Source organism: Gluconobacter sp. Dm-44, from assembly GCF_018256175.1.
GTDB lineage: Bacteria > Pseudomonadota > Alphaproteobacteria > Acetobacterales > Acetobacteraceae > Gluconobacter > Gluconobacter cadivus.
In genome coordinates this window covers 497,982-522,667 of record NZ_JAERLZ010000001.1, presented here as the reverse complement: position 1 = coordinate 522,667, position 24,686 = coordinate 497,982, and the positions used below count along the sequence as shown (strand labels likewise).

Here is a 24,686-nt window from a genome sequence, read left to right as displayed (position 1 = left end):
GGGTGATCGGGCTCATTTCACGGGGGGAAATTATCGCACAATCGCCGCAGGACAAAGGAACCGAGCCATAGAAAATCCGGATGTCGTCACAGCAAGAAAACGGCTTCAGGATTCCACGATCTGGGCCACCGGGTGACGGCCATATGTATTGGTCAGGATCACACCCGCCATGACGACCGCACCGCCGATCAGGGTTCGCAGGGATGGGACTTCGCCGGTGAGGAAATAGGCCAGAACCATCGTCACGGGCGGCAGCAGGTAAAGCAGGGCCGCACCGCGCGAGGCGCCGAGATGGCCGATGACGAACCCCCAGGCGGCATAACCGAACGCCGCCGGGAAAATCCCGAGTTCCAGCACAGCCGCCTGTCCCTGCCATGAGGCATTGGAGAAGCTCGTGAGGCCTTGAGGCAGCCAGGGGGTCAGGAAAATCGCACCCGAAATCAGGACATAGGCAATCGTCGGCAGGGCACCGTAGCGGCGGATCAGGCCTTTCTGGAGGATCGTGTAGAACGCCGCGCAGACGGCCGCGCCAAACACCAGCGTGGCACCGGAGCCAAAGGAAAGACCACCGCTCTGCCCTTTGGCGATCATGGCGACGCCGCTGAAACTCAGAATCGATCCGGCCCAGCCCCAGCGGGACATGCGCTCACCGAGAAACACCATGGCCAGAAGCCCCGCCATCAGCGGGGCCGCACTGATGAGAAGGCTGGCCGCTCCGGACGAGACGGTCATTTCTCCGCAGTTGAACAGGATATTGTAGAGCATGATCCCGATCATGCCGCAGGCGAGGATCTGCGGAATATCGGCGGTCAGCGGGCGTGTGGGGCGTTTCCACCAAAGCCAGAGAGCCGCCATGACGGCCGCGACGGCATAACGCAATGCCGCCAGCGGCACGGGTGCAAAATCATGCAGGGCAATTCGGACGACGGGATAGGCGCTCGCCCAGGAGAGGATGGCCACGGCGACGAAAAAGGGCAGGGAACGTCCGGAAGATTGGGTCATTCCTGTTTATTAGCAGGAATGTTTCGAGAGCGGGAAGAGTTGCAAAAGTGGGATAAGCGCGTCGCCCATCCCAACACGTTATTGCAGCCAGCGATCCCCACTGAAACGGTTGTGGGAAAAGAGAAAACCGGCCACCAGACCGATGGCGGCGAACATGATGGTCCACAGCGAGATCGGCAGAATCAGGGTGGAAACCGCCGAGAGCAGGACCATTCCGGCAAAGGCGCAGACGGCGGATTCAAGAAGTCGCGGGCCGTAATGACGTTCAGCACCGCAATGTGGGCATTTCTCCGAGGTCGGGCGCATGGGTTTGCGACAGACGGGGCACAGCGCGATGGCGTTGGCTTCGGGTTTTCTCACTGACCGTTATTCTCCTGATGTTCGCCAACCGCAATACGGGCTTCCACGGCCATACGCCAGGGCGCATCAGCCGGTGCCGCTGCCAGGGCGCGGCGATAGAGGTCAAGGCTTTCGCCAGAGATGTGGCTGCCGTTACGACTTTCAAGCTCAGCGAGGCGAATGGCCAGTTCGGGCTCGAAATGGGCGTCGAGAGCGGCTTTCCAGTCCCGGATCGCATCTTCCGTCAGACCGGATTTGGCTTCGACCTGCCCCAACATGAAGTGTCCGGTCGCATAAGTCGAGGATGTCGCAGGGATCGTAGCGACTTCAGCCTGAAGTTTATGGATCATTTCCAGACCCTTCGCATCCGGCCCTGTCTGACGCTCGCTCAGCGGCTGTGGCGGGAGGGAGGGGTGGCCGTTAACGATATAGAGGGCAAATGCCAGGACCGGGATGCCGAGTCCGACCGCCAGAACGGGAAGAACCCGGCGGCGCTTTGCCGGTTCAGCCGACAGATCTTCGACGGCGGCTTCACCATCCGTGGCCAGCAGGCGGCGCTGAACTTCAAGGCGCGCGGCCTGATATTCTTCAGCATTGATGAGGGCGAGGGCGTGATCGCGCTCCAGATCCCCAAGCTGTCCGCGATAGAGCGTGAGAGCGGAGTCGCGGGCATTCACGCGGCGACGCAGGGTTCGCAGACCCAGAAAAGCGGGACACAGGGCCACCGCAGCGATAATCAGGATTCCCAACCAGAACAAACAGTTTACTCCCGGCCCGAAAGGGCATCCAGACGCGCGCGCTCGTCATCCGTGAGCGGCGCAGGCGTCGCGACGACGCGGCGTCTGGCCGTCCGCCATGCAATGACAAGTCCGGCCACCAGCGCGAGCGCCGGCATCAGCCAGAGCAGGGCGGTAGACCATGAAAACTGTGGGGCCAGACGGATGAATTCGCCGTAGCGTTCGGTCATCCAGTCCATGATCTGCTGATCGCTTTTGCCTGCCGCAACCTGTTCGCGGACAACCTTGCGGAGATCACGGGCGAGGGGCGCGCTGCTGTCCTCGATGCTCTCGTTCTGACAGACGAGGCAGCGCAGATGCGCGCCGATGGCTTCGGCCCGTTTTTCCTGCGCCGGGTTGGGCAGCATTTCGGCGGGATCGTCCACGGCAAGGGCTACGCCGCCGCCGATCAGGCCAACCGCGAGCAGCAGGGCCGGAAAGCGTCTGGAAGCCTTCATAATCCGGCCAGCCTCGGGCGGATTTCCGCCTCGTAGATCTGCGGGTCGAGGGCGGCGCTGCCATGCCAGATGATGCGCCCTCCCGGTGCGACCAGAAAGCTCTCGGGCACGCCGGTTACGCCCCAGTCGATGGCCACGCGGCCATGACGGTCGGAGGCGACGCGGGCGTAAGGCGAGCCGTCGCGTTGGATGAAGGCGCTGGCGTTTTCGGGCTTGTCCTCATAGGCGATGCCCCAGATGGGCATGTTGCGCGAAATGGCGCGCAGGCCGGGCATTTCCGCCACGCAGGGAATGCACCATGAGGCGAAGAAATTGACCAGAACCGGACGGTGCTGGGCTTTGAGTTCCGCATCGGTGAAACCGTCACCAAGGCCGGGGAGGCCCGGCATGGCGAAGGTCGGGATGGGTTTGCCGACATTGGGGTTCTTGATGGCGCGTGGGTCGAAAGCGCCGCTGCGCATGTCGCTCAGCATCCGCCAGAACCCGATGCCGAGGACGCCCGCGCCAATGATGGGCACGGCGGTGAGGATGCCGCGTCGTGTTACGCTCATGTCCGTTTCTCCTCAGGCCCGGGCCATGTTGCGGGCGGCGGCACGCTTGGGCGCGCCGATCCGCATCCGGCGGTCGGACAGCGAGAACGCGCCGCCAATCGCCATGACCAGTCCGCCCAGCCACATCCAGGGCGCGAGCGGATTGCGGTGCAGGCGCAGGACGTAGGTCGTGTCCTTACCCGTACCGTGACGGTCACCGACTACACCGTACAGATCGGTGATGAAATTGGTGTGGATGGCGACTTCGGTCGTGGTCTGGCTCTGCGTCGTGAAGTCGCGTTTTTCAGGGTGCAGGATGGTCACGAGCTTGCCGTTGTGACGGATGGCGATGTCGGCCTGCATGGCCTTGTAGTTCGGGCCGATATAGTCATGCACGTCCAGCAGCGTCCAGTCGTCCCCGGCCAGAGAGCGCGTTTCGCCGATATGGACTTCAACGATGGCGTGCTCGGCCTGAGACATGCCGCACAGGCCGAGAATGGTGATGCCTGCGCCGATATGGGCGAGTGCCGCCCCCCAGCTTGAACGCGGCAGGTTCTTCATGCGCTCCCACACGCCTTGCGCGGACGTATGGCCAATGCCGATCCGGCGCAGCACGTCGGAAACGGACGCCGCGATGACCCAGACCGCCAGCGTACCGCAGGCGATGGGCAGGATGCCGGAAAGCTTCCAGAAGCACAGGACCAGCCCGATCGCAGCAATGCCAGCCGCGGCATAGAGATGCGAGAACGTCCGGGCGAGCTGCGCGCGCTTCCACGGCAGGGCCGTGCCGACGCCCATCGCCAGAAGAAGCGGCAGGGTCAGCGGGATTGTGGCGGCGTCGAAAAACGGTTTGCCGACGGAAATGGTGCGTCCGGCCAGAAGCTGCATGAAGGGTGGGTACATCGTGCCCGTCACGACGACGGCGCAGATCGAGCACAACAGGATGTTGTTCAGGACCAGAGAGCCTTCACGCGAGACCGGCGAAAACAGGCCGGTCGAGGTGAGGGAAGGCGCGCGCCATGCGAACAAGGCCAGCGAGCCGCCGATGACGATGGCGAGCAGGGCCAGAATGAACACGCCGCGGGCGGGATCGTTGGCGAAGGCGTGGACCGAGTTCAGGATGCCCGAGCGGACGAGGAACGTGCCCGACAGAGAAAACGAGAAGGTCGCGATGGCGAGCAGGACCGTCCAGATTTTCAGACCTTCACGCTTTTCCACAACGATGGCGGAATGCACGAGGGCCGTGCCCGTCAGCCATGGAATGAGGGAGGCGTTTTCCACCGGGTCCCAGAACCAGTAGCCGCCCCAGCCCAGCACATAATAGGACCACCACGACCCGAGCGCGATGCCGCAGGTCAGAAAGCACCAGGCCGCCACGGCCCAGGGACGGACCCAGCGGCCCCATGCGGCATCGACGCGGCCTTCGATCAGGGCGGCGACCGCGAAGGCGAAGGGGACGGCGAAACCGACATAGCCGGTGTAGAGAATGGGCGGATGGAAGGCGAGGCCCGGGTCCTGAAGGAGCGGGTTCATGCCCTGACCGTCCATCGGCGCGGGGAAAACGCGTTCAAACGGATCGGACGTCAGGAGGCAGAACATCTGGAACCCGGCGGAAACGCCGCCAAGAATGGCCAGAACGCGCCCGCGCAGGATGTCCGGCAGGTTACGGCCGAACAAGGACACCGCACCACCGCAGACGGCGAGGATCAGCGTCCAGAGCAGGACCGATCCTTCATGGTTTCCCCAGACGCCCGTGATTTTATAGAGCAGAGGCTTCGAGACAGCGGAGTTTGCCGCGACGTTCTGGACCGAGAAATCGTCGCTGACGGCGCACATCACGAGGCACAGGAACGAGTAGCCCAGTGCAAGCAACTGTGAGACCGCGAGATAGGGCGCAAGCCCTACGAGGCGCGCGTCACGGCGGTTGGCGCCCCAGAGTGGGACGGCGAACTGCACGAGGGCGAGCACGCAGGCGAGGGCCAGGGCGAAATGGCCCTGTTCTGGTCCGAACATCAGGCGATCAGCCCCCTGCTTTCTTTGCGGTCATGGTGTCCCAGCTTGAGGCGTCCGGCGCTTTGCCGAAGCGCGGGTCCCATTTGCCGGTGCGTTTGAGTTCGTCCGCGACTTCCTTGGGCATGTAGGTCTCGTCATGCTTGGCGAGGACTTCGCTGGCGGTGAAGCCGCCGTCCTTCTGCACGGTGCCGAGGGCGACGACGCTCTGTCCTTCGCGGAACAGGTCGGGGAGGATACCGGTGTAATGGACCTCGACCGCGGCTTGTCCGTCCGTCACCTGAAAGGCGTTCACGGGGGTGCCGTTTTCATTGATACGGTGCAGGCTGCCCGCCATGACCATGCCGCCGAGGCGGATGGTGCGATCCGGTGAGGGCGGATTGGCCTTCACCTGCGACGGCGCCATGAAGAACACGATGTTGGACGAGAACGCCCGCAGCGTCAGGGCAGCGGCGGAACCGACACAGGCCAGACAGGCGATGACGATCCAGAGACGACGGGTCTTGCGGGTCATGAGGCTGACCTTTCACGACGGCGGGCATGGCCTTCGACGGCGGCCAGACGGGCCTTGGACTTCCGAAGGCGCAGGGCGGCACCAACACCCAGGACAAGGGAGCAGCCCAGCGTCAGGGCATAGGAGGCCGCGATATAGGGCCAGTGATTCGGGAGATGCATCATGCTGCTTGACTGTCCCTGCGATCGAGACGCGAACGAGCCATCATCTGGCGCGCACGGCTTTCATGGATGGCGGCGCTGAGCCGGGTGAAAATGACGGCCGCGACACCGAGCGTAAAGCCGATCGTGCAGATCAGCAGCGGCCAGAGCATCATCATGGACATGGTGGGTGCGCCGGTCAGGGTGATGCTGTCGGGCTGGTGCAGGGTGTTCCACCACTGGACGCTGAACTTGATGATCGGAAGGTCGATGACACCGGCCAGAGCGAGGATCGCGGCGGCGCGCTGGCCGCGGGCGGGTTCGTCGAAGGCGCGGATCAGGGCGATATGGCCGAGATACAGGAAGAACAGCACCAGCATGGACGTCAGGCGCGCGTCCCAGACCCACCATGTGCCCCACATTGGCTCACCCCAGAGCGAGCCGGTAATCAGGCACAAAGCGGCGGCGCAGGCGCCGACGGGTCCGATTTCTATGGCGGCCAGATCGGCCAGCGGATGGCGCCAGACCAGCGAAAGCACGCCGCAGGTTGCAAGCCCGAGGTAGCAGGACGATGCCAGCCACGCCATTGGGACATGCACATACATAATGCGGACGGTGTCGCCCTGCTGCCAGTCGGCCGGGGCGATGAAGAGACCCCAGATCACACCGACCACGAGAAACACGATTGCGCCACCGGTCAGCCAAGGCAGCAGGGTGCGCGCCAGACGCAGGAACTGCCCCGGATTGGCATAGCGATGGAGCAGGTTGGGGGTAGGGCGCACTGGGACACGGACCTCGGCAGAGTGGCAACGCGGCGATGGGTTCCCCGCGACAGGTTCCCCATTGAAATAGTCCGAAGCAATCATATTCGGAAGAGGCGCGTTGTCCCATTGTTCCGATCACTGTTATCACGTTTCACGGAATTGAGCGCAAAATACCCCAAGGGCAGCTCTTGGGGCAGCTTTTGTGGCGGGAGTGAGAAATGGCTTTCTGGCTGGTGAAATCGGAACCCGAGGCGTTCTCATGGGCGCAGCAGGTGCATAATAATGTCGAGCCGTGGACCGGCGTACGCAACTATCAGGCGCGCAACAATCTTGCGGCGATGAAAAACGGCGATCTGGCGTTTTTCTACCATTCCGTTAGCGAAAAACGGATTGTGGGCGTGGTGGAAGTCGTACGGGAAGCCTATCCGGACCCGACTGCGGATGATCCGCGCTGGGTCTGTGTGGATGTGAAGGCGATGGGGGCTTTTGGCCGTCCCGTGAGCCTTGCCGAGATCAAGGCCGATCCGGCTCTGGCGGACATGGCGCTGCTGAAACAGTCCAGACTGTCCGTGGCGCCGGTGACGGAGGAGGAGTTCCGTCACCTGACGCAGATCGGGGACTGGGTGCGCCCCTGAAGACCGTATTTCTTAGTGAATGGGAGAGGCGTCACCGTTGACGAGGATGTTCGTCTGGCCATTGACCGGATGACCGGCATAGCTCGTTGGTGAGTCTTCATCTTCATAAGGCGACTGCACCGGCGCATTGAACTTCACCGGCATACCAAACAGCGTGAAATGGGACGGCAGGTTGTTGGGGCCGTTGGTTTTCTGCTGCGCATTCGGGCCGGGCATGCCGACCGGAAGATGCGTCCGGACCCGGTCGCTATAGCTGGCGAGGGCGGTTTCCGAGTCTTCCACTTCCGTATAGCCGTGCGGCGGGGGCGGGGCGCCTTCGTCGGGGAGCGCGGCCTGCTGGGCCGGGGTCAGCGGCTTTGCCGGTGCGCCGACGATCTGTCCGGCAGTCGGCCCCATCTGCGGCAGGTTGGCCGTGCCATGAGAGGCGTGGTGGCGGCTGTGACTCGGGACGGCCAGCGCCGGAGAAACGGCCGGAACGAGGAGGCTGGCTGCGAGTGGCGCAGACAGGATCAAGCGCGATAATGCGGTCATTGGTGTCATTCTCCTCACCCCGACGGTGCTCGTCCGGATAGTTGGCCCGGGTAGTCTTCTGGCGCCGATATCCCCATGATGGTGCCATGTTAGGATATGAAACCTGCTATCCGGTAAACGGTTTCGGGTCTTACGAACAGGAGTTTTGATCGTCATGACCTCAGTGAATGACACGCAGCTTCCGACCAGCAATTTCGCCTCGACGGCGCTGGACGGGGATTCCCTTGCACAGCTTCAGTCCGTTCTTGAAAAGGTGGAGCAGGGCCGTGGGGTTCTCGTGCGTCTGGCCGACCTGATGGGCGGCGCGGTCGGACAGGCCACGCGACTCGGCATGCAGGGACTCGGACTGGCCCCGGCGGTGCAGGAAAAATTCCACAAGACGGCGGAAGCTGCCATCGAACGGGCGTTTCGTGTGGCTGTTCTGGGTATCGACAACGATGCGCCGGCCCCGCGTGATCCGATGCGTGAGAATCTGGGACAGGCCGCCGTGGCCGTCTCTGGTGCGCTGGGCGGTTTCGGGGGAATTTTCGGTCTTGCGCCGGATGTCGGCTTCACAACGCTGACCATCATGCGCGAAATCGCCCGCATTGCGCGCGAGGAAGGCGAGGATCTGCGCAACGAAGACACGCGCCGGGCCTGTCTGGAAGTTTTTGCGCTCCGCAGTTTTCCGGCGCGTCAGAGCGACGAGGAAGGCGAACTGGGTTTCTTCTCGGCGCGTGCGCTGCTGCGCGGACGGCCTATCGTGATGCTGATGGCGGAAGTGGCGTCGCATTACGGAATCGGTCTGTCGCGCAAGTTCGCGTTGCAGATGGTGCCGGTTGCGGGCGCGCTGTGTGGGGCGTCTCTCAACACGGCGTTTCTGGCGCATTACCGCGCGCTGGCACGGGCCCATTTCACGATCCGTCGTCTGGAACGCACGCATGGGCTGGCCGTTAAGGAGGCTGCTGCCGATCTGCGGGCCGGTGGGATGGGTACGTCTGAGACATTTTCCTGAGCTCAGGAGTCTCAGGCTTCCGTTGCTCCTTCTGTGGTCAAAGATGCTTCGGTCATCGTCGCAGGTTCGACGTTTTTGCGCATCGTCCACAGATCCACGAGCGCGGAGATAACCAGACAGGCCGCGCTGATTTTGGCCAGAACCATCAACAGGCCGTGTATTTCGGGCATCAGCAGGCGCAGGGCGCCAAGTATGACGAGGATGATGGCGTAAATGAAAGCAAGCGGCACTGGCGGTCTCCCTGATGGCAGGCCACCTTTACCATGGTCGTTGTCTTCACGGTCATGATTTCGCACGACAGGATCCATACATGTGCTCTGCGGCGCCTCAGTTTAGGAAACGGGTAGAAACTGTGTCGTCATGGATGAGATAACGCCGGACCTTCTGCTTCAGGCTTATGCCTCGGGGATTTTTCCCATGGCTCCGGATGCGGAAAGCGCGGAACTGACATGGTATCTGCCGGAAGAGCGCGGGATCATGCCGCTGGACGGGATGCATGTTCCCAAAAAGCTCATGCGCCTCGTGATGTCGGGCAGGATGATGGTGACGGCGGATCGGGCATTCGATGACGTCATGCTGGCCTGTGCTGAAGCGGCTCCCGGGCGGGAGACGACATGGATCAGCGGGCGTATCCGCAGTCTTTATGGTGACCTGCACCGTCAGGGAAACGCCCATTCCATTGAAGTCTGGGACGGCGAGGCTCTGGTGGGTGGCCTGTATGGCGTGTCCCTGCGGGGGGCTTTTTTCGGCGAGAGCATGTTTTCGCGGGAACGTGATGCTTCTAAGGTGGCGCTGGTCCATCTTGTCGCAGGGCTGCGACAGGGGCGATACACGCTGCTGGATACGCAATACACCACGCCGCATCTGACGGGGCTGGGTGGGGTCGGCATTCCAGCGGAGGATTATCAGTCCCTGCTTCATCAGGCGCTGACCGTGCGTGCGGTCTGGCCTGACGATTTCAGCCTTCAGGCCCTGCGTGAATCCATTGCGTCCCTGCGCGCGCTTCCCGGGCGCGTGCCTGTCGGAGATCCGCCATGACTGTTTTTACACGTCCTGTTTTTCTGAGCGCCGCGCCGATCGGGCTGCTGGTGGCCGGTTTGTCTGTGATGACACCGGCTCATGCGGACGATCATCCCCGCCTGACGCCGACGCGGGATGTGACGGTCGTGTATGAGCTTTCCACGCTGTCGAGTGCGACGAAAGGTCATCCCGAGAGTGTCAAAGTCGCGTTCTCGGGCGCGGGCGATCTGCTGCGGATCGATTCGCAGGATGGCAACGGGGTGACGATCCTTGATCGCCCGGCGCAGCAGGTCACGCTCGTGATGATGAAGCAGCAGCTTTATACGCGCTTTCATCCAAGCCACGGTCTGCACAATCCGTTCATGCTTGATCTGGACATGCAGTATAAGGCCGCTGGTCATGACACCGTGGCGGGAGTGGCGTGCGACCGCTGGACTATCCAGAGCAGCCACGGCACGGCCAGCGCCTGTGTGACGCCGGATGGCGTCATTCTGGCGGAAAACGGCGTGGATGCGGACGGTGTGGAAGGCTCCATCAAGGCGCTTTCGGTATCCTATCAGGACATCCCGTCCTCCACGTTCGAGCCACCGGCAGGATTTCATATGCTGGAGCCGAAAATGCGTCCCGCGCATCAGAGCCAGGCAGGGAGTGCGACGCCATCGCCGGTGCCGGAAGCCTCGGGCACAGATATGAAGACGACGACGCATGAGGCCGCGACGCCTGACGTGTCGGATTCCGACACGCCCGTGATCGGGGACAGGGATGCACCTGCACCAGCCACCACAACGCCGGGTGGGCATACGGCACTGCTGCCGGGCCAGAGCGCTCAGCCTGATACGACACAGCCCTCCGTTTCGAATGATTCTTCAGGAGATGGTTCCGTATCCGCGCCGGATCAGCCGCCGAGTGGCCCGGCCGATGGAAATCACAAATGAGCCTGACGGGATTGCGCACAGCCGGAATGACGGTCTGTTTGGTGATGGGGGCTGTGGCCGGATTTTCCGCAAAGGCGGATGTTCCAGCAACTCCCGCGCCGCTTCAGGCACAGGCTCCGCTCGTGACGCCGCTGCATGATGCCGATATCGATTATGTTCTGACGGGTCCGGCCGGACAGCATCTGCATCAGAGGATGCGCTGGACGTCCACGTCGTGGCGGCAGCGGATCGAGCCCGAAGGGTCTGCGACGGTCATGCTGACGGATTACCGCACCCATATCCTGATGGTGCTGGATGGGACCAAGCGCACGGCGACGGTCATGCCTGCGCCGGGCGGTAATTTCGCGGCGCCCGGAACGCCCGCAGCCGGATCATGGCGCAGAATGGGGCAGGGCCGGATTGCCGGGGAAGTCTGCACGATCTGGGAAAGTGCCGACACCGACCGCCATCCGACCACGTTCTGTTACACGGAAGACGGGTTGATGCTGGGGGCGGTGCATGACGGAAAGCCGGTCGTGGAAGCGGTCTCGGTCAGCCGTTCTCCGCAGCCGCTCGACGTTTTTGACCCGCCGCCAGGTTATCACCGGGTCGAGTCGCCGCACTGAGGGGCCCTTTCTGAGGCTGGACGGATGGCTGTTACAATTTGTCCGGCTCCTGCCATGATTGGCGCCTCTTGCTGCCATTTTCAGCGGGCATGATCTTTCTCATGGACGGAAGAGCCTGTTTTAACCGGCTTTTCCGCTCCACGTGTTTCGAGGAGAAAGATGCCATGCGTCGCATCACACGTGCAGTTCTTATGGCCGCTCCGCTGCTGATCGGTTCCGCAATCGTCCCGAATGCCATCGTGCCGCAGGCGCAGGCTCACTGGCATGGCGGCGGGCCGGGATATGGTCCGGGTTACGGTCGCGGGTATGGATATGGCGGGCCTCCGGGCGGTGGGCGCGGCGGCTGGCATCATGACCATTCCGGCGCGATTGTCGGGGGCATTCTGGGTGGTCTGGCTTTGGGTGCTGTAGGCGGCGCGCTGCTGGCCCAACCTTATGGTCCGCCGCCCCCTCCGCCGCCGCAGGTCGTGTATGCTCCCCCGCCGGTCGTCTATGCGCCGCCGCCACGGGTTGTTTACGGACCGCCCCCCGTTGTGATGTATCCGGGATACTGATCCCGGAATACTGAACGGTTTTCGTCCGGTTTGCCTTGATCGGATCGGACGGGTCGGGCAATCATGCCGTTTATGACCGTTTCTGCACAGAATACAGACCTGCAACCGGGTGACCGGGCGCCAGATTTTACGCTTCCCGCTTCTGCCGGGCGGACTGTCAGCAGTGCCGCGCTGAGCGGGAAGCCTTATTTGCTGTATTTCTATCCGAAAGCCGACACCCCAGGCTGTACGACGCAGGCCTGTGGTCTTCAGGAGGTTCTGCCCGAGTTCGATGCCGAGGGTCTGACGATCATCGGCGTCAGCCCCGATCCGGTGGCGAAAATTGAAAAATTCGCCACGAAATATGGTCTGAAGTTTCCGCTCGCCTCGGATGAAGACCATGCCGTCGCCGAGGCTTACGGAACATGGGTTGAGAAATCCATGTATGGCCGGACCTATATGGGGATGGAGCGCAGTTCCTTTCTGGTGGATGGGCAGGGCGTCATCCGGAATGTGTGGCGCAAGGTAAAACCCGCGACACATGCCGCTCTGGTGGCGGAGGCTTTCCGGAACCTTCCGAAAGCCTGAGGGCTTATACCTCCAACTCTCACGAGGGAGACAGGCCGGAAACGCGCCGATGACCGTCTATGGCCGTCCACGACTTCCCGCGCCCTCCCCGCAGGCGTTTGCATCCTTTTTGCCCGGGCCCACACATGCCGCGACACTGGCATGTGGCGCGCTGGGTTGCTCTGATCTGTGTTGCGCCGGTTGCGCTCGTAGCGGCTGCGGGCAGTGTGTTCCTGTGGAAACTGGCCCACGGCCCCGTGGAGATCACGCGCGTCTCCCATCTTGTGGAGCCGGTCTCGATTGCGGCGGGCAAACGCCCCGGACATCCGGCTGGTCGGCTAAGCTGGGACAGGCTCTGGATCCAGTGGCAGCCGAGTGCGGGCGGCGTTCCGGCCGGTCTGGTGCTGATGGCGCGCGGGCTGAAAGTGACCCGGTTTGACAATCTGGTGGCGGAACGCGCGACTGAGGCGGATGCTGTTCTTTCGCTAAGTGCGTTGTTTGAAGGAGTGATTGCGCCGCGCACCCTGCGTCTCGAAGGCGCCACTCTGGCCCTGCGCCGTTTGCCTGACGGCGATGTGGACATGGATTTGCCGGAGCAGAAACGGGGCGGCCGGGGTGTGCCGACGCGGCTTGACCGCTTGCGCGCCGTGGATATCCATAATGTTTCCATCACATTCGCCGGGCTTCCACAGAATCGGACCGCCGTTATCGGTGACGTGGATATGAAGGCGCGCCGGATCCGGGTGGCGCCACATTCACGGGATTTCGTGTGGATCGGGTCCGGGCGGGCCGCGGTTGCGCTCGATGGATTCCATACCAGCCTGACGGCACAGGCCCGTCAGGCCGGGCATAATGGACTGTTGCATCTGGAGGCGACGCCATTTGAGCCGGCCCAGCTTGGGGTTTTCAATCCACAAGCTGCATATTGGCATGTTCCGGTATCCATCGGGGCGGATGCGGTTTTTGTGCCGCAGGGGATGGATGCACTTCCGTCGGAACTGACGCTGAACCTGTCTCTCGGGGACGGGAAGGTTTTTCAGAAAACCGCCGATCCGATCCATCTTCATGCAGGGCAGGCGAGCGTGCATCTGCGGATGGACCATCCGGGCCTGAAGGGCGGCGCACGGCTCGACGTGCCTTCAGCAGCGCTGGATGTGGCGGATACCGACGGTACGCTGACCCATCTGAAGGCTTCAGCCAGTGCCAGCTTGGACAATCTGCTCAAGCCGACGGTGCTGGACGCAGACGCGGAGGCCGGGCTGGATGCGATTCGCTTTGCAACGGTGGGATCCATCTGGCCTGCAACGATCGTCAAAGGCGGCCGACGCTGGGTTTCGAAGAACATCACGGACGGGACCGGGCGGGATCTGCACGTCAAAGCCCATCTGCACAGCGATCATGGCCCGGACAAAATTCTGCCGACTTCGGTTGAGGGACAGCTGACAGGCCATGGCCTGACGGTCCATTGGCTACGCCCTGTTCCTCCGGCCACGGGGCTTGATGCGTCCCTGCATTTCGACGGCCCCGAAACGCTCGTCATCGATCTGAGCCGGGGTGTCCAGCCCACGGATGTGAAGCAGAACGTGCTGCTGCCGGATGGAGAAATCCGGATCGGCAAGCTCTATGATAAAGACCAGACGGGCGATATTTCCGCGCATCTGACGGGACCTCTGGCGGGGTTCATGTCTGCTCTGGCGCATCCGCGGCTGCATCTGCTGTCACGGCATCCGCTGCCGTTCACGCAGCCAGCAGGCACGGTGGACGCGCATGTCCGCATGACTCTGCCGCTGGTGGCGCATATCCCGGACGGGGCACTGCATGTCTGGACGCAGGCGGCGTTTTCGGGCGTGCATCTGGGGAATGTTCTGATGGGGCATGCGATGGATGGCGCTTCGGGCAAGATGTCCGCCACCGAAGATGCGCTGGACCTGACAGGAGACGGCCAGCTTGCAGGCATTCCCACGCATGTTGTCCTGCATGAAAATTTCCGGGGTGGTGCGCCGTCGCGCGTATTGCAGACGATTGACGCGCGCTCGGTTCTGGACCCGCAGTCTGTGGCAAAGGCCCGGATTGCGCCGGTTGGTCTGTTTGATGGCCATGCGGTTCTGAATGCGCATTTCGTGCAGCAGGCGAACGAAACGTCCGATCTGAAACTGTCGCTGGACATGGCGCAGGCGGCTCTGAGTGTGCCGATCTGGGCCAAGCCGCTGGGTGAGCCTGCGACGGCCATGGTGCATATTGGGTTCCAGGACGGGAAAATGTCTGTTCTGGACGGATTGCAGGCGCACGGGACCGATCTTTCCGTGGCGGGCAGGGGCGTCACGCGGGCAGGCAAGCTGACCGGGATTGTGCTGGAAGGCTTTCGTATCGGGCGGACGCAGGGGGATGCGCGGATTGCCCTGCCGCAGAGTGCGGAACAGCCTGTTGGTGTGACAGTCGATGCCGATCCGCTGGATCTGGCGCCGATGTTCGCGCCGCATCCAGCGGTGGCGGATACGGGAACGCAGAGCGCATCAGGCGGGAAAAGCGCGTCGATGGGGGACAGCTGGTCCATCTCCCTGAACGCGCCGCATGTCTATTATGGCCCTAAAGCGCAGGTTGGCGGTGTCGTCTCGCAGATCGAACTGCGCAACGGACATCTGACATCGGGGCGGTTTGCGCTGGATGCGCCGACACGGGTGCGGGCGGTTCTGGGCGATACGGGGCGGGAGCATCCGTTCGTATTGGATATCGATAATCTGGGTCTGCTGCTGGAAAATCTGGGGCTGTATGATCGCATCCGGGGTGGAAAGACGCATCTGGACGGGGTGTTCACACCGGACGAAACCAGCGTGCGGAAGGTTCCGGAAGGACGGAGCGCGAAATCGGCAGGTCTGTGGGGCGGTTTGCCGCCATTCCGGGGGCATGTGGACATGGGACCGTCCGAGTTTCTGCGGCCCCCGCTGACGCTGACGGCAGTCTCCGACCTCTCGCCGCTGCATTGGCTGACCAATCATCTGGACCGGTTTGAAATCACCCATCTCTCCACGCGGCTCAGTCTGGCGGGGAACATGCTGGTGCTGCGTGACGGGGTGATCGGCAATCAGGCGCTTGGAGCCACGATGGAAGGGCCGATTGATCTGAAAACATCCGGGCTGAACCTCAACGGGACGATCGTGCCGGTTTTCGGGCTGAATGCGCTTCCGGGGAAGCTGCCGGTTCTGGGGCATCTGATGTCTCCCGAGAAGGGAGGCGGACTGTTGGCCGCGACGTTTGAATTGCATGGAACGGTTGAAAAACCCGATCTGTCAGTCAATCCGCTGTCGATGCTGTTGCCGGGCGTTCTTCGGCGTATTCTGCATTAAGGTTGGGCTTGGGGATTATCCTGACGGGTCGGAAGTCCCATCTCTGATCGGGAAGTTGAAGAACATTTCGGGGAGCGCGGGACGCCAGTGACGGACATGACAGATCTTTTCGGGGGCGCCCCCGGTGCGAAGCGTCCGTCCGGACATGCGCCGCACTCTGCACGGCAGGAGCGTTCGGTCGAAGCGCCGCAGGTCCAGCGTCGGCCGCCCTCACGGACGCAGCCTCTGGCGGACCGTCTGCGCCCGAAGCGGCTGGAAAACGTGCGGGGGCAGGATCATCTGCTTGGCCCTGAGGGCACACTGACCCGGATGCTGGCGCGTGGGACGCTGTCCAGCCTGATTCTGTGGGGCGGTCCGGGATGTGGCAAGACGACAATTGCGCGGCTGCTAGCAGGACGGGCCGGGCTGTTTTATTCCCAGATTTCAGCCGTATTTTCTGGCGTGGCGGATCTGCGCCGGGCGTTTGATGAAGCGGATCAGAAACAGGCAGCGACGGGCAAGGGCACGTTGCTGTTCGTGGACGAAATCCATCGCTTCAACCGCGCGCAGCAGGACGGATTTCTGCCGTATGTGGAGCGCGGAACGGTGGTTCTGGTCGGGGCGACCACGGAGAACCCGTCCTTTGCGCTGAATGCAGCGTTGCTCTCGCGGTGTCAGGTTCTGGTGCTGAACCGGCTGGATGATGCGAGCCTTGAGAGCCTGCTTGTGCATGCGGAAGAGGAAGTCGGGCGTCCTCTGCCGCTTGATCTGGAGGCGCGGGCCAGTTTGCGCGCCATGGCAGATGGGGATGGGCGGTATCTGCTGAATATGGTCGAGCAGCTTGTGGCGCTTGATCCGTCGCAGGTGCTGACACCGAGCGATCTGGCGGCAATCCTGTCCCGCCGGGCGATCCTCTATGACCGGGATCGGGAAGAGCACTACAATCTCATTTCCGCGCTGCACAAATCACTGCGCGGCAGCGATCCGGATGCGGCATTGTACTGGTTCGCGCGGATGCTGGAGGGCGGGGAGGACCCGCGCTACATCGCCCGTCGCCTGACGCGCTTTGCGGCCGAGGATGTGGGACAGGCCGATCCGTCCGCGCTGCCGATGGCTGTGGCAGGGTGGCAGACCTATGAACGGCTGGGCTCGCCGGAAGGGGAACTGGCGCTGGCGCAGGTCGTGGTGCATCTGGCGACCGCGCCGAAATCCAATGCGGTCTACACGGCCTATAAGGCAGCCCGTGCTCTGGCGCGCGATACCGGCAGCCTGATGCCGCCGTCCCATATCCTGAATGCGCCGACGTCCCTGATGAAGGATATCGGGTACGGCAAGGGCTATGAATACGACCATGACAGCGAGGGTGGATTTTCGGGCCAGAACTACTTTCCGGATGGGATGCCCAGAGCGTCTCTTTACCATCCCACGGACCGCGGACATGAGGGGCGTATCAGAAAACTTCTGGACATGCGGGCCGCCAAGAGGGCATCCCGCGAACCATGACAGTTACCAACCGCATCGTGACCGAGGATGAGGCCGATATTCGCCTCGACCGCTGGTTCAGACGTCACTATCCCAATCTGACGCAGGGCGCGCTCCAGAAACTGTGCCGCAAGGGACAGATCCGCGTAGAGGGAGGGCGTGTTCAGACCAATACGCGCCTGATTCCCGGACAGACCGTCCGCATCCCGCCGCTGCCGGACGTGGACAAGCCCGCGCCCCTCCCGCCGCCGGATCCGATGCTGGAGCGCGAGATCCGCAAGATGGTGATTTACGAGGACGAGCACCTGCTTGTTCTCGACAAACCATCGGGCCTTGCGACGCAGGGCGGTCCGGGGATTACGAAGCATGTGGACATGATGCTTGACGGCCTGCGGCCTGAGGGCGGCGATCGGCCGCGTCTGGTGCATCGTATCGACCGTGACACGTCCGGCATCCTTCTGATTGCGCGGACGCCGGGTGTGGCGGCGAAGCTTGCGGCTGCGTTCCGTGGGCGCGATGTGGAGAAGACGTACTGGGCTGTGGTTGTCGGACGGCCATCGCCGGAATCCGGCATCATCGACCAGCCTCTGGCCAAGATCGGTGCAGGTGGCGCGGCGCTGGTGATCGCTGCGTCACGCGATGAGGAAGACGCGGCTTCGGCCAAGACGGATTATGCGACGCTCGATGCCGCCGGAAAGAAGCTGAGCTGGCTGAAGCTGTCTCCGCTGACGGGCCGGACGCATCAGCTTCGCGTGCATACCGAATCCATTGGCACGCCGATCCTTGGTGATCCGCGCTATGGCGGAAAGGCCGCACATCCGGAAGGCTTTATCGACCGGTTGCACCTGCATGCGCGTCAGCTTGATATTCCCCACCCCGCCGGTGGGCGTTTGATCGTGACGGCCCCTCTGCCGCCGCATATGCGCGAGACGTTCCGCACGCTGGGTTTTGTGCCGGGTGAAACACCTGCGCCCAAACGTGTTCGTGGAGGCAGCAGCAAGGGCAGGGGGCCTGCGAAATGAAGAAGCTCACCGGCGGTCTGATTGCCGTCATCGTTGCTTTTGTTGGTGTGAGTGTGGCCACGCATGTTCTGATTGATCAGGACGCGCTGCGCGAGCGCGTGGCCGTGGCGCTTCGGCACCAGACAGGGCTTTCGATGCAGGTCCGTCATTCGTCGGTGCAGCTTCTGCCCTGGCCAGCCTTCGAGGCATCTGACGTCGTGCTGACGCGTGATGGGCAGACGCCAGTTCTCAAGGCTCATACGATCCATGCCGGAATTGCCGTCTTTGCCCTGCTGCATCGCGAGGTCCGGTTTCAGGATGTCGTCATCGAAAAAGCGACCGTCAATCTCGTGCGCGGTTCGGATGGACAGGCCAACTGGTCTCTGACGCCGGATCGTGAGGATGAGGATGCCGCCTTTCCGGTAAGGGCTCAGAGCGGCCAGCGGATTCAGGCGCATTGGACTCTGGCGCTTGATGGGCTGCATGTCGCGCAGACGGCAGTGCTCTGGAACGATCGCCTGAGCCATACGAGCGGATCGTTCGGTTTGGATTCGCTTGATCTGGCGGGGCTCCGCAGTCCCAGTCCGTGGATCAGCCTTCAGGGACACCATGCCGGGACGCCCTTCACGCTTAAGGGGCATGTCGGCACTCTGTCGCAACGTCAGGGCACTCAACCCTGGGCGTTCAGCATCGGTACAACGCTGGGTGAGGGCGACAGGCGGGACTGGTTGAATCTGGACGGGCGGATCGGCAATCCGTCCCGGATGGAAAACGTGCTGCTGACGGTCCAGGGCGAGTGGCCCAATCTTCAGGACGCGCACCGTCTGTTCCCTCATGCCAATTTGCCGGATGTTCCGTCATTGGGCGGAGATGTTGCGCTTCAGGGCAGTCCGGGTCCACTGACTGGTCTGGACGGAAATGCGCTGCTGCACCGTCTTGCGGAGACGATGACGCCCACGCGCGTTCATCTGCATGCCGGTTCTGTTGTGCTGAAACAGGGCGCGGTACAGAATCTTCATCTTGATTCCGCTGGCCCGGATGCAGCGCTGACGGTTACGGCGGATACGCAGTGGCGCGATACGGCGTGGCATGTGGAAGCCGGAGCCGGGACGATGCAGCAGGCGGTTGCTGCATGGCGGAACGGCCTGCAGACCGCAGTGCCGCTGACGGCGGAACTGCGTAGCCAGACCACGCTCCTCTCCGGTGGGCCATCTCTCAATGCACAGGACAAGGCCCGTGTCGCCGTTTCGGGAACGGTTGGTGCGGAAAACGGGCATCTGGTGGCGGAAGGGAGTGGCAAGACACTCCATCTGCCCGGCGCGCTCCTGCATGATGTGAGCCTGCATGGCACGCTGGAGACGCATGACCGCGAGAGCCTTTCACTTGAAGGCCTGACATTCGGCAGTCAGGAACTGGCTCTGGATGGGGCGCTGAAAGTGATTCTGGCGCAGGATGCTCCGCCGGTTGTGAGCGGAAATATTCATGCCGCAAAAATGGATCTGGACGTGCTCAAGGGGCTTTGGCTTGCACCAGCGCCTCCGGCAGTGGCTGTTCCAACCGCAACGCCAGCGACGTCGCAGGGTAACAAGACTGTTCCGGCGCAAGACGAGCATCCTGTCGCAATTCCGAGTGCGCCGGACCTGACGCCCTCTTGGGTCAAACGGCTGCGGGCGCAGGATCTGAACCTGCATCTGGCCGCGGATCACGTCGTGTTTGCGGGACGGGACTATACCGATCTGGCAACGCGACTGACGCTGTCAGGCGGTCATCTGCGTCTGGACCCGATTTCCGGACAGGCGCAGGGGCTGGCGCTTTCGGGGATGGTGGAACTGGATGCCAGCACGCTGCCTGTCTCGGGGAACGTGACCTTCCAGCCGCTTATTCTGCCAGCCGGTCTGCTGGAGACGCGTCTTGGGATGCCGCTGCTACTTCAGGGGCCTGTGCAGGTCGTGGGGTATCTCTCAGCCAAGGGCAACAACGCTGACGAACTGAGGCAGTCGCTGGACGGGCATCTGGGCCTGTCGATGGTGGACGGTCAGGTGCAGAGTACGCTGCTCGGGCAGATGGCGGGATCTGCGGCCAGTGTGGTCCTCGGGAAAGGCGACCGCTCGCTGCGGTGTCTAGGGCTGCATATGACCATTGCAAACGACATGGCGCATATTGACACGTTGGGGCTCCAGTCCGGGCGCTTCTCCGTTTCAGGCAATGGTACGGTCGGTCTTGGGACGCAGGTTCTGGATCTGCGCCTTCTGCCTGTGGTGGATTTTGAAGGGGCAGGGGCCTCTACACCGGTTGTGCTGACGGGAACGCTCGCGGCCCCGCATGTCGCGCAGGACCGGGATGCGGGCGGCAATTTCCACGTCACAATCGGTGGGGACGGCAATGCTGCCGATCCATGCACGGCCCCTCTTGCGGCCGCACGTGAAGGACAGCCTGGTCCAACGCCGGAGGCGATCAAGCCCCATCATTCGAAGGCCGGGGACCTCCTGCGGGCTCTGGGAGTTCTGCATTGAGCGGGCACCAGCGTTTCTGGAAAGCGGTCTCGGTCGTATCTGAGGGCGGCCTGTTCGAGCCGCGTCTGGATGGACGACCGATCCGTCTGCCGCAGGGACGGGTTCTGGCCGTCCGTTCGTCCGCTCTGGCCGAGGCTATTGCCGGGGAGTGGGGAGGGATTGCGGAACATGCGTCCTTCACGCCGGACGCTCTGCCCCTGACCCGGATTGCCGGGACGATGATCGAGCGGATCGCGCCCGATCCGCAGGCCTCGCGGGATATGCTGCTCGGATTCGGGGTGGATGACGGGCTCTGTTATTGCGAAGACGGGATCGGGCCGGTTGCGGCGCAGGTTTTCGCCTGGCTTTCGGGTTACGGGATCCACCCGAGTGTAACTGATGGTCTCATGCCGGTCGTGCAGCCGGAGGGATATCTGGACGCTCTGGCCCAGTTGCTGGCAGCGCGGGACGATCTGGAGCTTGCGGTTCTGGGCGTTCTGGCGCAGGCGACGGGGAGTCTGCTTCTGGCGCTCGCCGTCGTGGGAGGCGCTGTCAGCCTCGTGGATGCTGTGTTGTGGGCCAATAACGACGAAAAATCCCAGCTTGCGACATGGGGGCAGGATGGTGAACTCGTCCGCACGATGGAAAATCGCGAGAAGGATATTCTCGATGCAGCACTGTTTCTGACATTGGGGCGCAAGGTTTCGATCTGAGAGGAAAATGCCCTGAATGGGGCATGATCTTGCCATATTCGGGGATCATTGAAGGCCCTGCCATGTGACAGAACGAGATGATTGGTGACTCGCCCCGACCGGGAGCCGGGCGCTATCCCCGGTTCTGTCGAACACTGTCAGAGTCGAGGAAGTTATGTCCGTATCCGTTCGTAGGCCCCTGCTGCGTCACATGGGTACCCGTATCGTGAAGACCTGCTCTATCGGGGCATGGCTTTTTCTGGCTGCGACACCACTGATCGTGGTGGTCTGCGCCATTCACGGCTGATTTTTCCCGCAATTCAGGCAATAAAAAAGCCCGGTCCCCCTAGAGGAACCGGGCTTTTCCGTATCGGAACTGCGGATCAGGCTTCCCCGTTATCCGGGACCATGATGCTGACGGTTGCGGTGGCGGCGATACCTTCTTCACGGCCCGTAAAGCCCAGACGCTCCGAGGTCGTGGCCTTGACCGAGATGCGGCTGATGCTGACCTTCAGCAGATCGGCGAGACGCTGGCGCATGGTTTCGGCATGTGGGCCAATCTTGGGGCGTTCGCAGATCAGCGTGATGTCTGCGTTCACGAGAAAGCCGCCGCGCTCGCGGATGCGTTCGCCGGCGTGGATCAGGAAGCGGGCCGAATCCATGTCCTTCCACTCATTGTCGGAAGGCGGGAAGTGGCGGCCGATATCGCCTTCGGCCAGAGCGCCGTAAATGGCATCGCATAGCGTGTGGATTCCGACATCTGCGTCGGAATGTCCGGCGAGGCCCTTCGTATGGGGCACCTCAATGCCGCACAGGATCAGCTTACGGCCTTCCTCGAAGGCATGGACGTCATAGCCCAGTCCGACGCGGGGCAGCAGGTTCCGGTCAATCACACCTTCAAGACGCATCAGGTCCTCCGCAACAGTCAGTTTGATATTGTCTTCCGATCCTTGAACGATTGCCACCGGATGGCCAGCCTGTTCGAGCAGGGCGGCATCGTCGGTGCGGGCATCGCGCAGGGTGCGGTGAAGTTCGAGCAGGGTGCCGAAGCGGAAGCCCTGCGGGGTCTGGGCACGCCACAGCCCGTCACGCGGGACGGTATCGATAATGATGCCGTCGGCGGCTTTCTTGATCGTGTCGATGACGGCGACGGCCGGAATCACGCCCTCATGGGTTTTCAGCGCGTTGATGACGTTCTGTACCACCTCTTCGGGGACGCAGGGGCGGGCGCCGTCATGGACCAGCACCAGATCGGGCGGCTCGGGCAGGGCCGCGAGAGCTTCAAGGCCGTTGCGCACGCTGTCATGGCGTTCCGCGCCGCCGCTGACGGGCGGTAGAACGTCCAGCCCTTTCAGGCTGTCGGCCAGCAGAGGATCGTCCCCGACCGGCAGGAGCACGTCCACATGCGGCAAAAGGGCTTCGGCGGCTCTACGGATGACGGGTTTGCCCCGCAGCATCCGGAATTGCTTGGAAGAAGTGTCCCCGTTTTGTGAGGACGCATCGAAGCGCCGGCCACGACCGGCAGCGAGAAGAAGGGCAGCGATACGCATGGGGGAGGAATGGGCCGGGACGGCAGGGACGTCAAGGTCGGGCGGCGGTCCGCACCGTTCTCCGCTAGTGCCCGGCACGGCCTGTCAGTGGATCAGCGTGCTGTCATGGGGGCTGTCGAGGCTGAACACGGGAATGCTGACGTCGAAGCGATGGCCCGAACGTGGCTCCAGCATGTGGTAGGTGCCGTGCATGAAGCCCGAGGGCGTGGTCAGCATGGCGCCGGACGTATAGTCGAACTGCTCCTGCGGGGCGATTACGGGCTGTTCGCCGACGACGCCATCGCCGTGAACATGTTCCTTGCGGCCAAGACCATCCACGATTTCCCAGCTCCGGGACAGGAGTTGGAAAGTGTCCTTCCGCTCGTTCTCGATGCTGATGTGATAGGCCCACGCATATTGGTGGTCTTCAGGATGAGACTGATCGTCCAGCCAGAAGGTCCGGACCGTGACTGTCACGTCGTCCGTGGTTTTGCTGAAGCAGGGCGCAGTTTCCATGGCTTCGGCGAGGGCTGTCTCGGGATCGGCATGGAGAAGGGGGTGGGATGACTTGTCAGGCATAATGCCATTGTAAAGCCATCCCGGTCTTTTGTCAGAAAAACTTATGCAAGGGCCGCAACTGCTGCGGCACCGCGCTTGAGATCGTCGATCAGGTCTGCGGGATCTTCCAGACCGACGGAGAGGCGAATGGCTCCGTCCGTGATGCCCAGACGCGTGCGTTCGTCTTCGCTGACGCGCATATGAGTCGTCGTGGCCGGGTGGGTCGCAAGGCTGCGAGCGTCACCGAGATTGTTGGAAATCGCGATGATTTTGAAGGCATTCATGAAGGCGAATGCGCCCTCACGGCCCTTGTCCACCACGAACGCGACCATGGAGCCGCCATTGCTCATCTGTGCGTTGGCAAGTTCATGCTGCGGATGGTCGGCGCGCCCCGGATAGCGGACCTGAACAACACCCGGAAGTTCGGCCAGCGCATCGGCGACGGCAGCGGCATTGCGGGCCATGGCATCCGTACGGAGCTGGAGCGTTTCCAGACCCTTGAGCAGAACCCAGGCGTTGAACGGCGACAGGGCATTGCCGGTATTGCGGGTGTAGGGCTGAAGTGTCTCGTTGATCCATGCACTGGAACCGAGCACCGCGCCTCCAAGAACGCGGCCCTGACCGTCGATATGTTTCGTACAGGAATAGACGATCACATCCGCGCCCAGCTTGAGCGGGGACTGACCGAGCGGTGTGGCGAACACGTTGTCCACGATCAGCAGGCCGCCAGCCTTATGCGTCAGTTCGGCCACACGCGCGATGTCGAGGACGTCGAGCATCGGGTTGGACGGGCTTTCAATCAGCACGGCGGCTGTCGGCTTGGACAGGGCGCGCTCCCAAGCGTCGTAGTCCGTGCCGTCCACCAGTTCGGTCTCGATGCCGTAGCGGGGCAGGAGGTTGGTCACGATCCAGTAGCAGGAGCCGAAAATGGCGCGGGAGGCCACGACGCGGTCGCCCGCCTTCACATGCGACAGGATGGCGGAGGAGACGGCGCCCATGCCGGTTGCGGTGGCAACGCAGGCTTCGGCGCCCTCGAGGAGTGCGAGGCGCTCCTGAAGCGTATCGACGGTCGGGTTGCCGAAGCGGGAATACTGGAAGTGCTGGACGTCGCCTGTAAAGGTCGCAGCGGCCTGCTCGGCGCTGTCATAGACGAAGCCGGAGGTCAGGAAGAGGGCTTCCGACGTCTCGCCGAATTCCGTACGGTTCGGAGCTTCGTGCAGAAGGCGGGTGGCTGTGCGCCAGTTTTCTGAAGACAT

27 protein-coding genes are annotated in these 24,686 nt (G+C 62.7%); 13 read left to right on the top strand and 14 right to left on the bottom strand.

Annotation, left to right across the window (positions count from 1 at the left end):
* Window positions 1-105: 105 nt before the first annotated feature.
* The 9 genes from JK213_RS02410 to JK213_RS02370 all read right to left on the bottom strand — a co-directional run bounded on the left by JK213_RS02410 (window position 106) and on the right by JK213_RS02370 (window position 6,551).
* Window positions 106-1,002 (bottom strand): DMT family transporter, encoded by an 897-nt coding sequence (locus tag JK213_RS02410; protein WP_194261873.1) that lies wholly within the window; start codon window positions 1,000-1,002, stop codon window positions 106-108.
* Window positions 1,003-1,080: 78 nt separating this feature from the next.
* Entirely contained in the window at window positions 1,081-1,362 is a 282-nt protein-coding gene (locus JK213_RS02405) for a hypothetical protein (RefSeq protein ID WP_062108981.1), read from the bottom strand.
* Window positions 1,359-2,099: a c-type cytochrome biogenesis protein CcmI gene (gene ccmI / locus JK213_RS02400; RefSeq protein WP_194261874.1), complete on the bottom strand. Its 741-nt coding sequence runs from the start codon at window positions 2,097-2,099 to the stop codon at window positions 1,359-1,361. The genes JK213_RS02405 and ccmI overlap by 4 nt, the downstream gene beginning before the upstream one ends.
* Window positions 2,100-2,104: 5 nt before the next feature.
* Window positions 2,105-2,575 carry a cytochrome c-type biogenesis protein gene (locus JK213_RS02395; RefSeq protein ID WP_194261875.1) on the bottom strand — a complete coding sequence of 157 codons (471 nt, stop codon included), beginning with the start codon at window positions 2,573-2,575 and terminating at the stop codon, window positions 2,105-2,107.
* Entirely contained in the window at window positions 2,572-3,126 is a 555-nt protein-coding gene (locus JK213_RS02390; RefSeq protein ID WP_194261876.1) for a DsbE family thiol:disulfide interchange protein, read from the bottom strand. Before JK213_RS02390 ends, JK213_RS02395 begins: the two co-directional genes overlap by 4 nt.
* A 12-nt stretch (window positions 3,127-3,138) precedes the next feature.
* A complete protein-coding gene (locus JK213_RS02385) occupies window positions 3,139-5,118 on the bottom strand; it encodes a heme lyase CcmF/NrfE family subunit (protein ID WP_194261877.1) in 1,980 nt (659 codons plus the stop codon).
* Window positions 5,119-5,125: 7 nt separating this feature from the next.
* Window positions 5,126-5,629, bottom strand: a complete 504-nt coding sequence (gene ccmE, locus JK213_RS02380; RefSeq protein ID WP_172492861.1) for a cytochrome c maturation protein CcmE — start codon at window positions 5,627-5,629, stop codon at window positions 5,126-5,128.
* Window positions 5,626-5,793, bottom strand: coding sequence for a hypothetical protein (locus JK213_RS02375; RefSeq protein WP_167315815.1), 168 nt, complete (start codon window positions 5,791-5,793; stop codon window positions 5,626-5,628). The genes ccmE and JK213_RS02375 overlap by 4 nt, the downstream gene beginning before the upstream one ends.
* Window positions 5,790-6,551: a heme ABC transporter permease gene (locus JK213_RS02370; protein ID WP_099285589.1), complete on the bottom strand. Its 762-nt coding sequence runs from the start codon at window positions 6,549-6,551 to the stop codon at window positions 5,790-5,792. Before JK213_RS02370 ends, JK213_RS02375 begins: the two co-directional genes overlap by 4 nt.
* Window positions 6,552-6,751: 200 nt before the next feature.
* On the opposite strand from JK213_RS02370, the gene JK213_RS02365 reads away from it, so the two are divergent.
* Entirely contained in the window at window positions 6,752-7,168 is a 417-nt protein-coding gene (locus JK213_RS02365; protein ID WP_194261878.1) for an EVE domain-containing protein, read from the top strand.
* Window positions 7,169-7,180: 12 nt separating this feature from the next.
* Here JK213_RS02365 and JK213_RS02360 read toward each other — a convergent pair whose 3' ends face one another.
* A complete protein-coding gene (locus JK213_RS02360; protein ID WP_194261879.1) occupies window positions 7,181-7,699 on the bottom strand; it encodes a hypothetical protein in 519 nt (172 codons plus the stop codon).
* Window positions 7,700-7,853: 154 nt separating this feature from the next.
* On the opposite strand from JK213_RS02360, the gene JK213_RS02355 reads away from it, so the two are divergent.
* Window positions 7,854-8,693, top strand: coding sequence for an EcsC family protein (locus JK213_RS02355; RefSeq protein ID WP_194261880.1), 840 nt, complete (start codon window positions 7,854-7,856; stop codon window positions 8,691-8,693).
* 11 nt (window positions 8,694-8,704) lie between these two features.
* Here the strand turns inward: JK213_RS02355 and JK213_RS02350 are convergent, their stop codons facing one another.
* Window positions 8,705-8,989: a hypothetical protein gene (locus tag JK213_RS02350; RefSeq protein WP_211571276.1), complete on the bottom strand. Its 285-nt coding sequence runs from the start codon at window positions 8,987-8,989 to the stop codon at window positions 8,705-8,707.
* Window positions 8,990-9,053: 64 nt separating this feature from the next.
* Between JK213_RS02350 and aat the strand changes: the two genes are divergently transcribed.
* From aat to JK213_RS16040, 11 genes are all read left to right on the top strand, one after another.
* A complete protein-coding gene (gene aat / locus JK213_RS02345) occupies window positions 9,054-9,731 on the top strand; it encodes a leucyl/phenylalanyl-tRNA--protein transferase (protein ID WP_194261881.1) in 678 nt (225 codons plus the stop codon).
* Window positions 9,728-10,648, top strand: coding sequence for a hypothetical protein (locus JK213_RS02340; protein WP_194261882.1), 921 nt, complete (start codon window positions 9,728-9,730; stop codon window positions 10,646-10,648). The genes aat and JK213_RS02340 overlap by 4 nt, the downstream gene beginning before the upstream one ends.
* Complete coding sequence (locus tag JK213_RS02335) at window positions 10,645-11,253, top strand: hypothetical protein (protein ID WP_194261883.1); 609 nt, start codon at window positions 10,645-10,647, stop codon at window positions 11,251-11,253. The genes JK213_RS02340 and JK213_RS02335 overlap by 4 nt, the downstream gene beginning before the upstream one ends.
* A 164-nt stretch (window positions 11,254-11,417) precedes the next feature.
* Entirely contained in the window at window positions 11,418-11,807 is a 390-nt protein-coding gene (locus JK213_RS02330) for a hypothetical protein (RefSeq protein ID WP_099285587.1), read from the top strand.
* Window positions 11,808-11,870: 63 nt separating this feature from the next.
* A complete protein-coding gene (gene bcp, locus JK213_RS02325; RefSeq protein WP_194261884.1) occupies window positions 11,871-12,374 on the top strand; it encodes a thioredoxin-dependent thiol peroxidase in 504 nt (167 codons plus the stop codon).
* A 125-nt stretch (window positions 12,375-12,499) separates the two neighbouring features.
* Window positions 12,500-15,697 carry a DUF3971 domain-containing protein gene (locus tag JK213_RS02320; RefSeq protein WP_228125405.1) on the top strand — a complete coding sequence of 1,066 codons (3,198 nt, stop codon included), beginning with the start codon at window positions 12,500-12,502 and terminating at the stop codon, window positions 15,695-15,697.
* 96 nt (window positions 15,698-15,793) lie between these two features.
* Window positions 15,794-17,179, top strand: a complete 1,386-nt coding sequence (locus JK213_RS02315) for a replication-associated recombination protein A (protein ID WP_194261886.1) — start codon at window positions 15,794-15,796, stop codon at window positions 17,177-17,179.
* Window positions 17,176-18,180, top strand: a complete 1,005-nt coding sequence (locus JK213_RS02310) for an RluA family pseudouridine synthase (RefSeq protein ID WP_194261887.1) — start codon at window positions 17,176-17,178, stop codon at window positions 18,178-18,180. Before JK213_RS02315 ends, JK213_RS02310 begins: the two co-directional genes overlap by 4 nt.
* Entirely contained in the window at window positions 18,177-20,672 is a 2,496-nt protein-coding gene (locus tag JK213_RS02305; protein ID WP_211571264.1) for an AsmA family protein, read from the top strand. The genes JK213_RS02310 and JK213_RS02305 overlap by 4 nt, the downstream gene beginning before the upstream one ends.
* Window positions 20,669-21,364 (top strand): ATP12 family chaperone protein, encoded by a 696-nt coding sequence (locus JK213_RS02300; RefSeq protein ID WP_194261889.1) that lies wholly within the window; start codon window positions 20,669-20,671, stop codon window positions 21,362-21,364. Before JK213_RS02305 ends, JK213_RS02300 begins: the two co-directional genes overlap by 4 nt.
* 154 nt (window positions 21,365-21,518) lie before the next feature.
* On the top strand, window positions 21,519-21,650 hold the full coding sequence (locus tag JK213_RS16040; protein WP_264815912.1) for a hypothetical protein: 132 nt from the start codon (window positions 21,519-21,521) through the stop codon (window positions 21,648-21,650).
* 76 nt (window positions 21,651-21,726) lie between these two features.
* On the opposite strand, the gene JK213_RS02295 is transcribed toward JK213_RS16040, so the two are convergent.
* From JK213_RS02295 to metZ, 3 genes are all read right to left on the bottom strand, one after another.
* Window positions 21,727-22,893 (bottom strand): bifunctional 2-C-methyl-D-erythritol 4-phosphate cytidylyltransferase/2-C-methyl-D-erythritol 2,4-cyclodiphosphate synthase, encoded by a 1,167-nt coding sequence (locus JK213_RS02295; RefSeq protein ID WP_194261890.1) that lies wholly within the window; start codon window positions 22,891-22,893, stop codon window positions 21,727-21,729.
* 84 nt (window positions 22,894-22,977) lie between these two features.
* Entirely contained in the window at window positions 22,978-23,451 is a 474-nt protein-coding gene (apaG, locus tag JK213_RS02290) for a Co2+/Mg2+ efflux protein ApaG (RefSeq protein WP_062030082.1), read from the bottom strand.
* 41 nt (window positions 23,452-23,492) lie between these two features.
* Complete coding sequence (metZ, locus tag JK213_RS02285; protein ID WP_194261891.1) at window positions 23,493-24,686, bottom strand: O-succinylhomoserine sulfhydrylase; 1,194 nt, start codon at window positions 24,684-24,686, stop codon at window positions 23,493-23,495.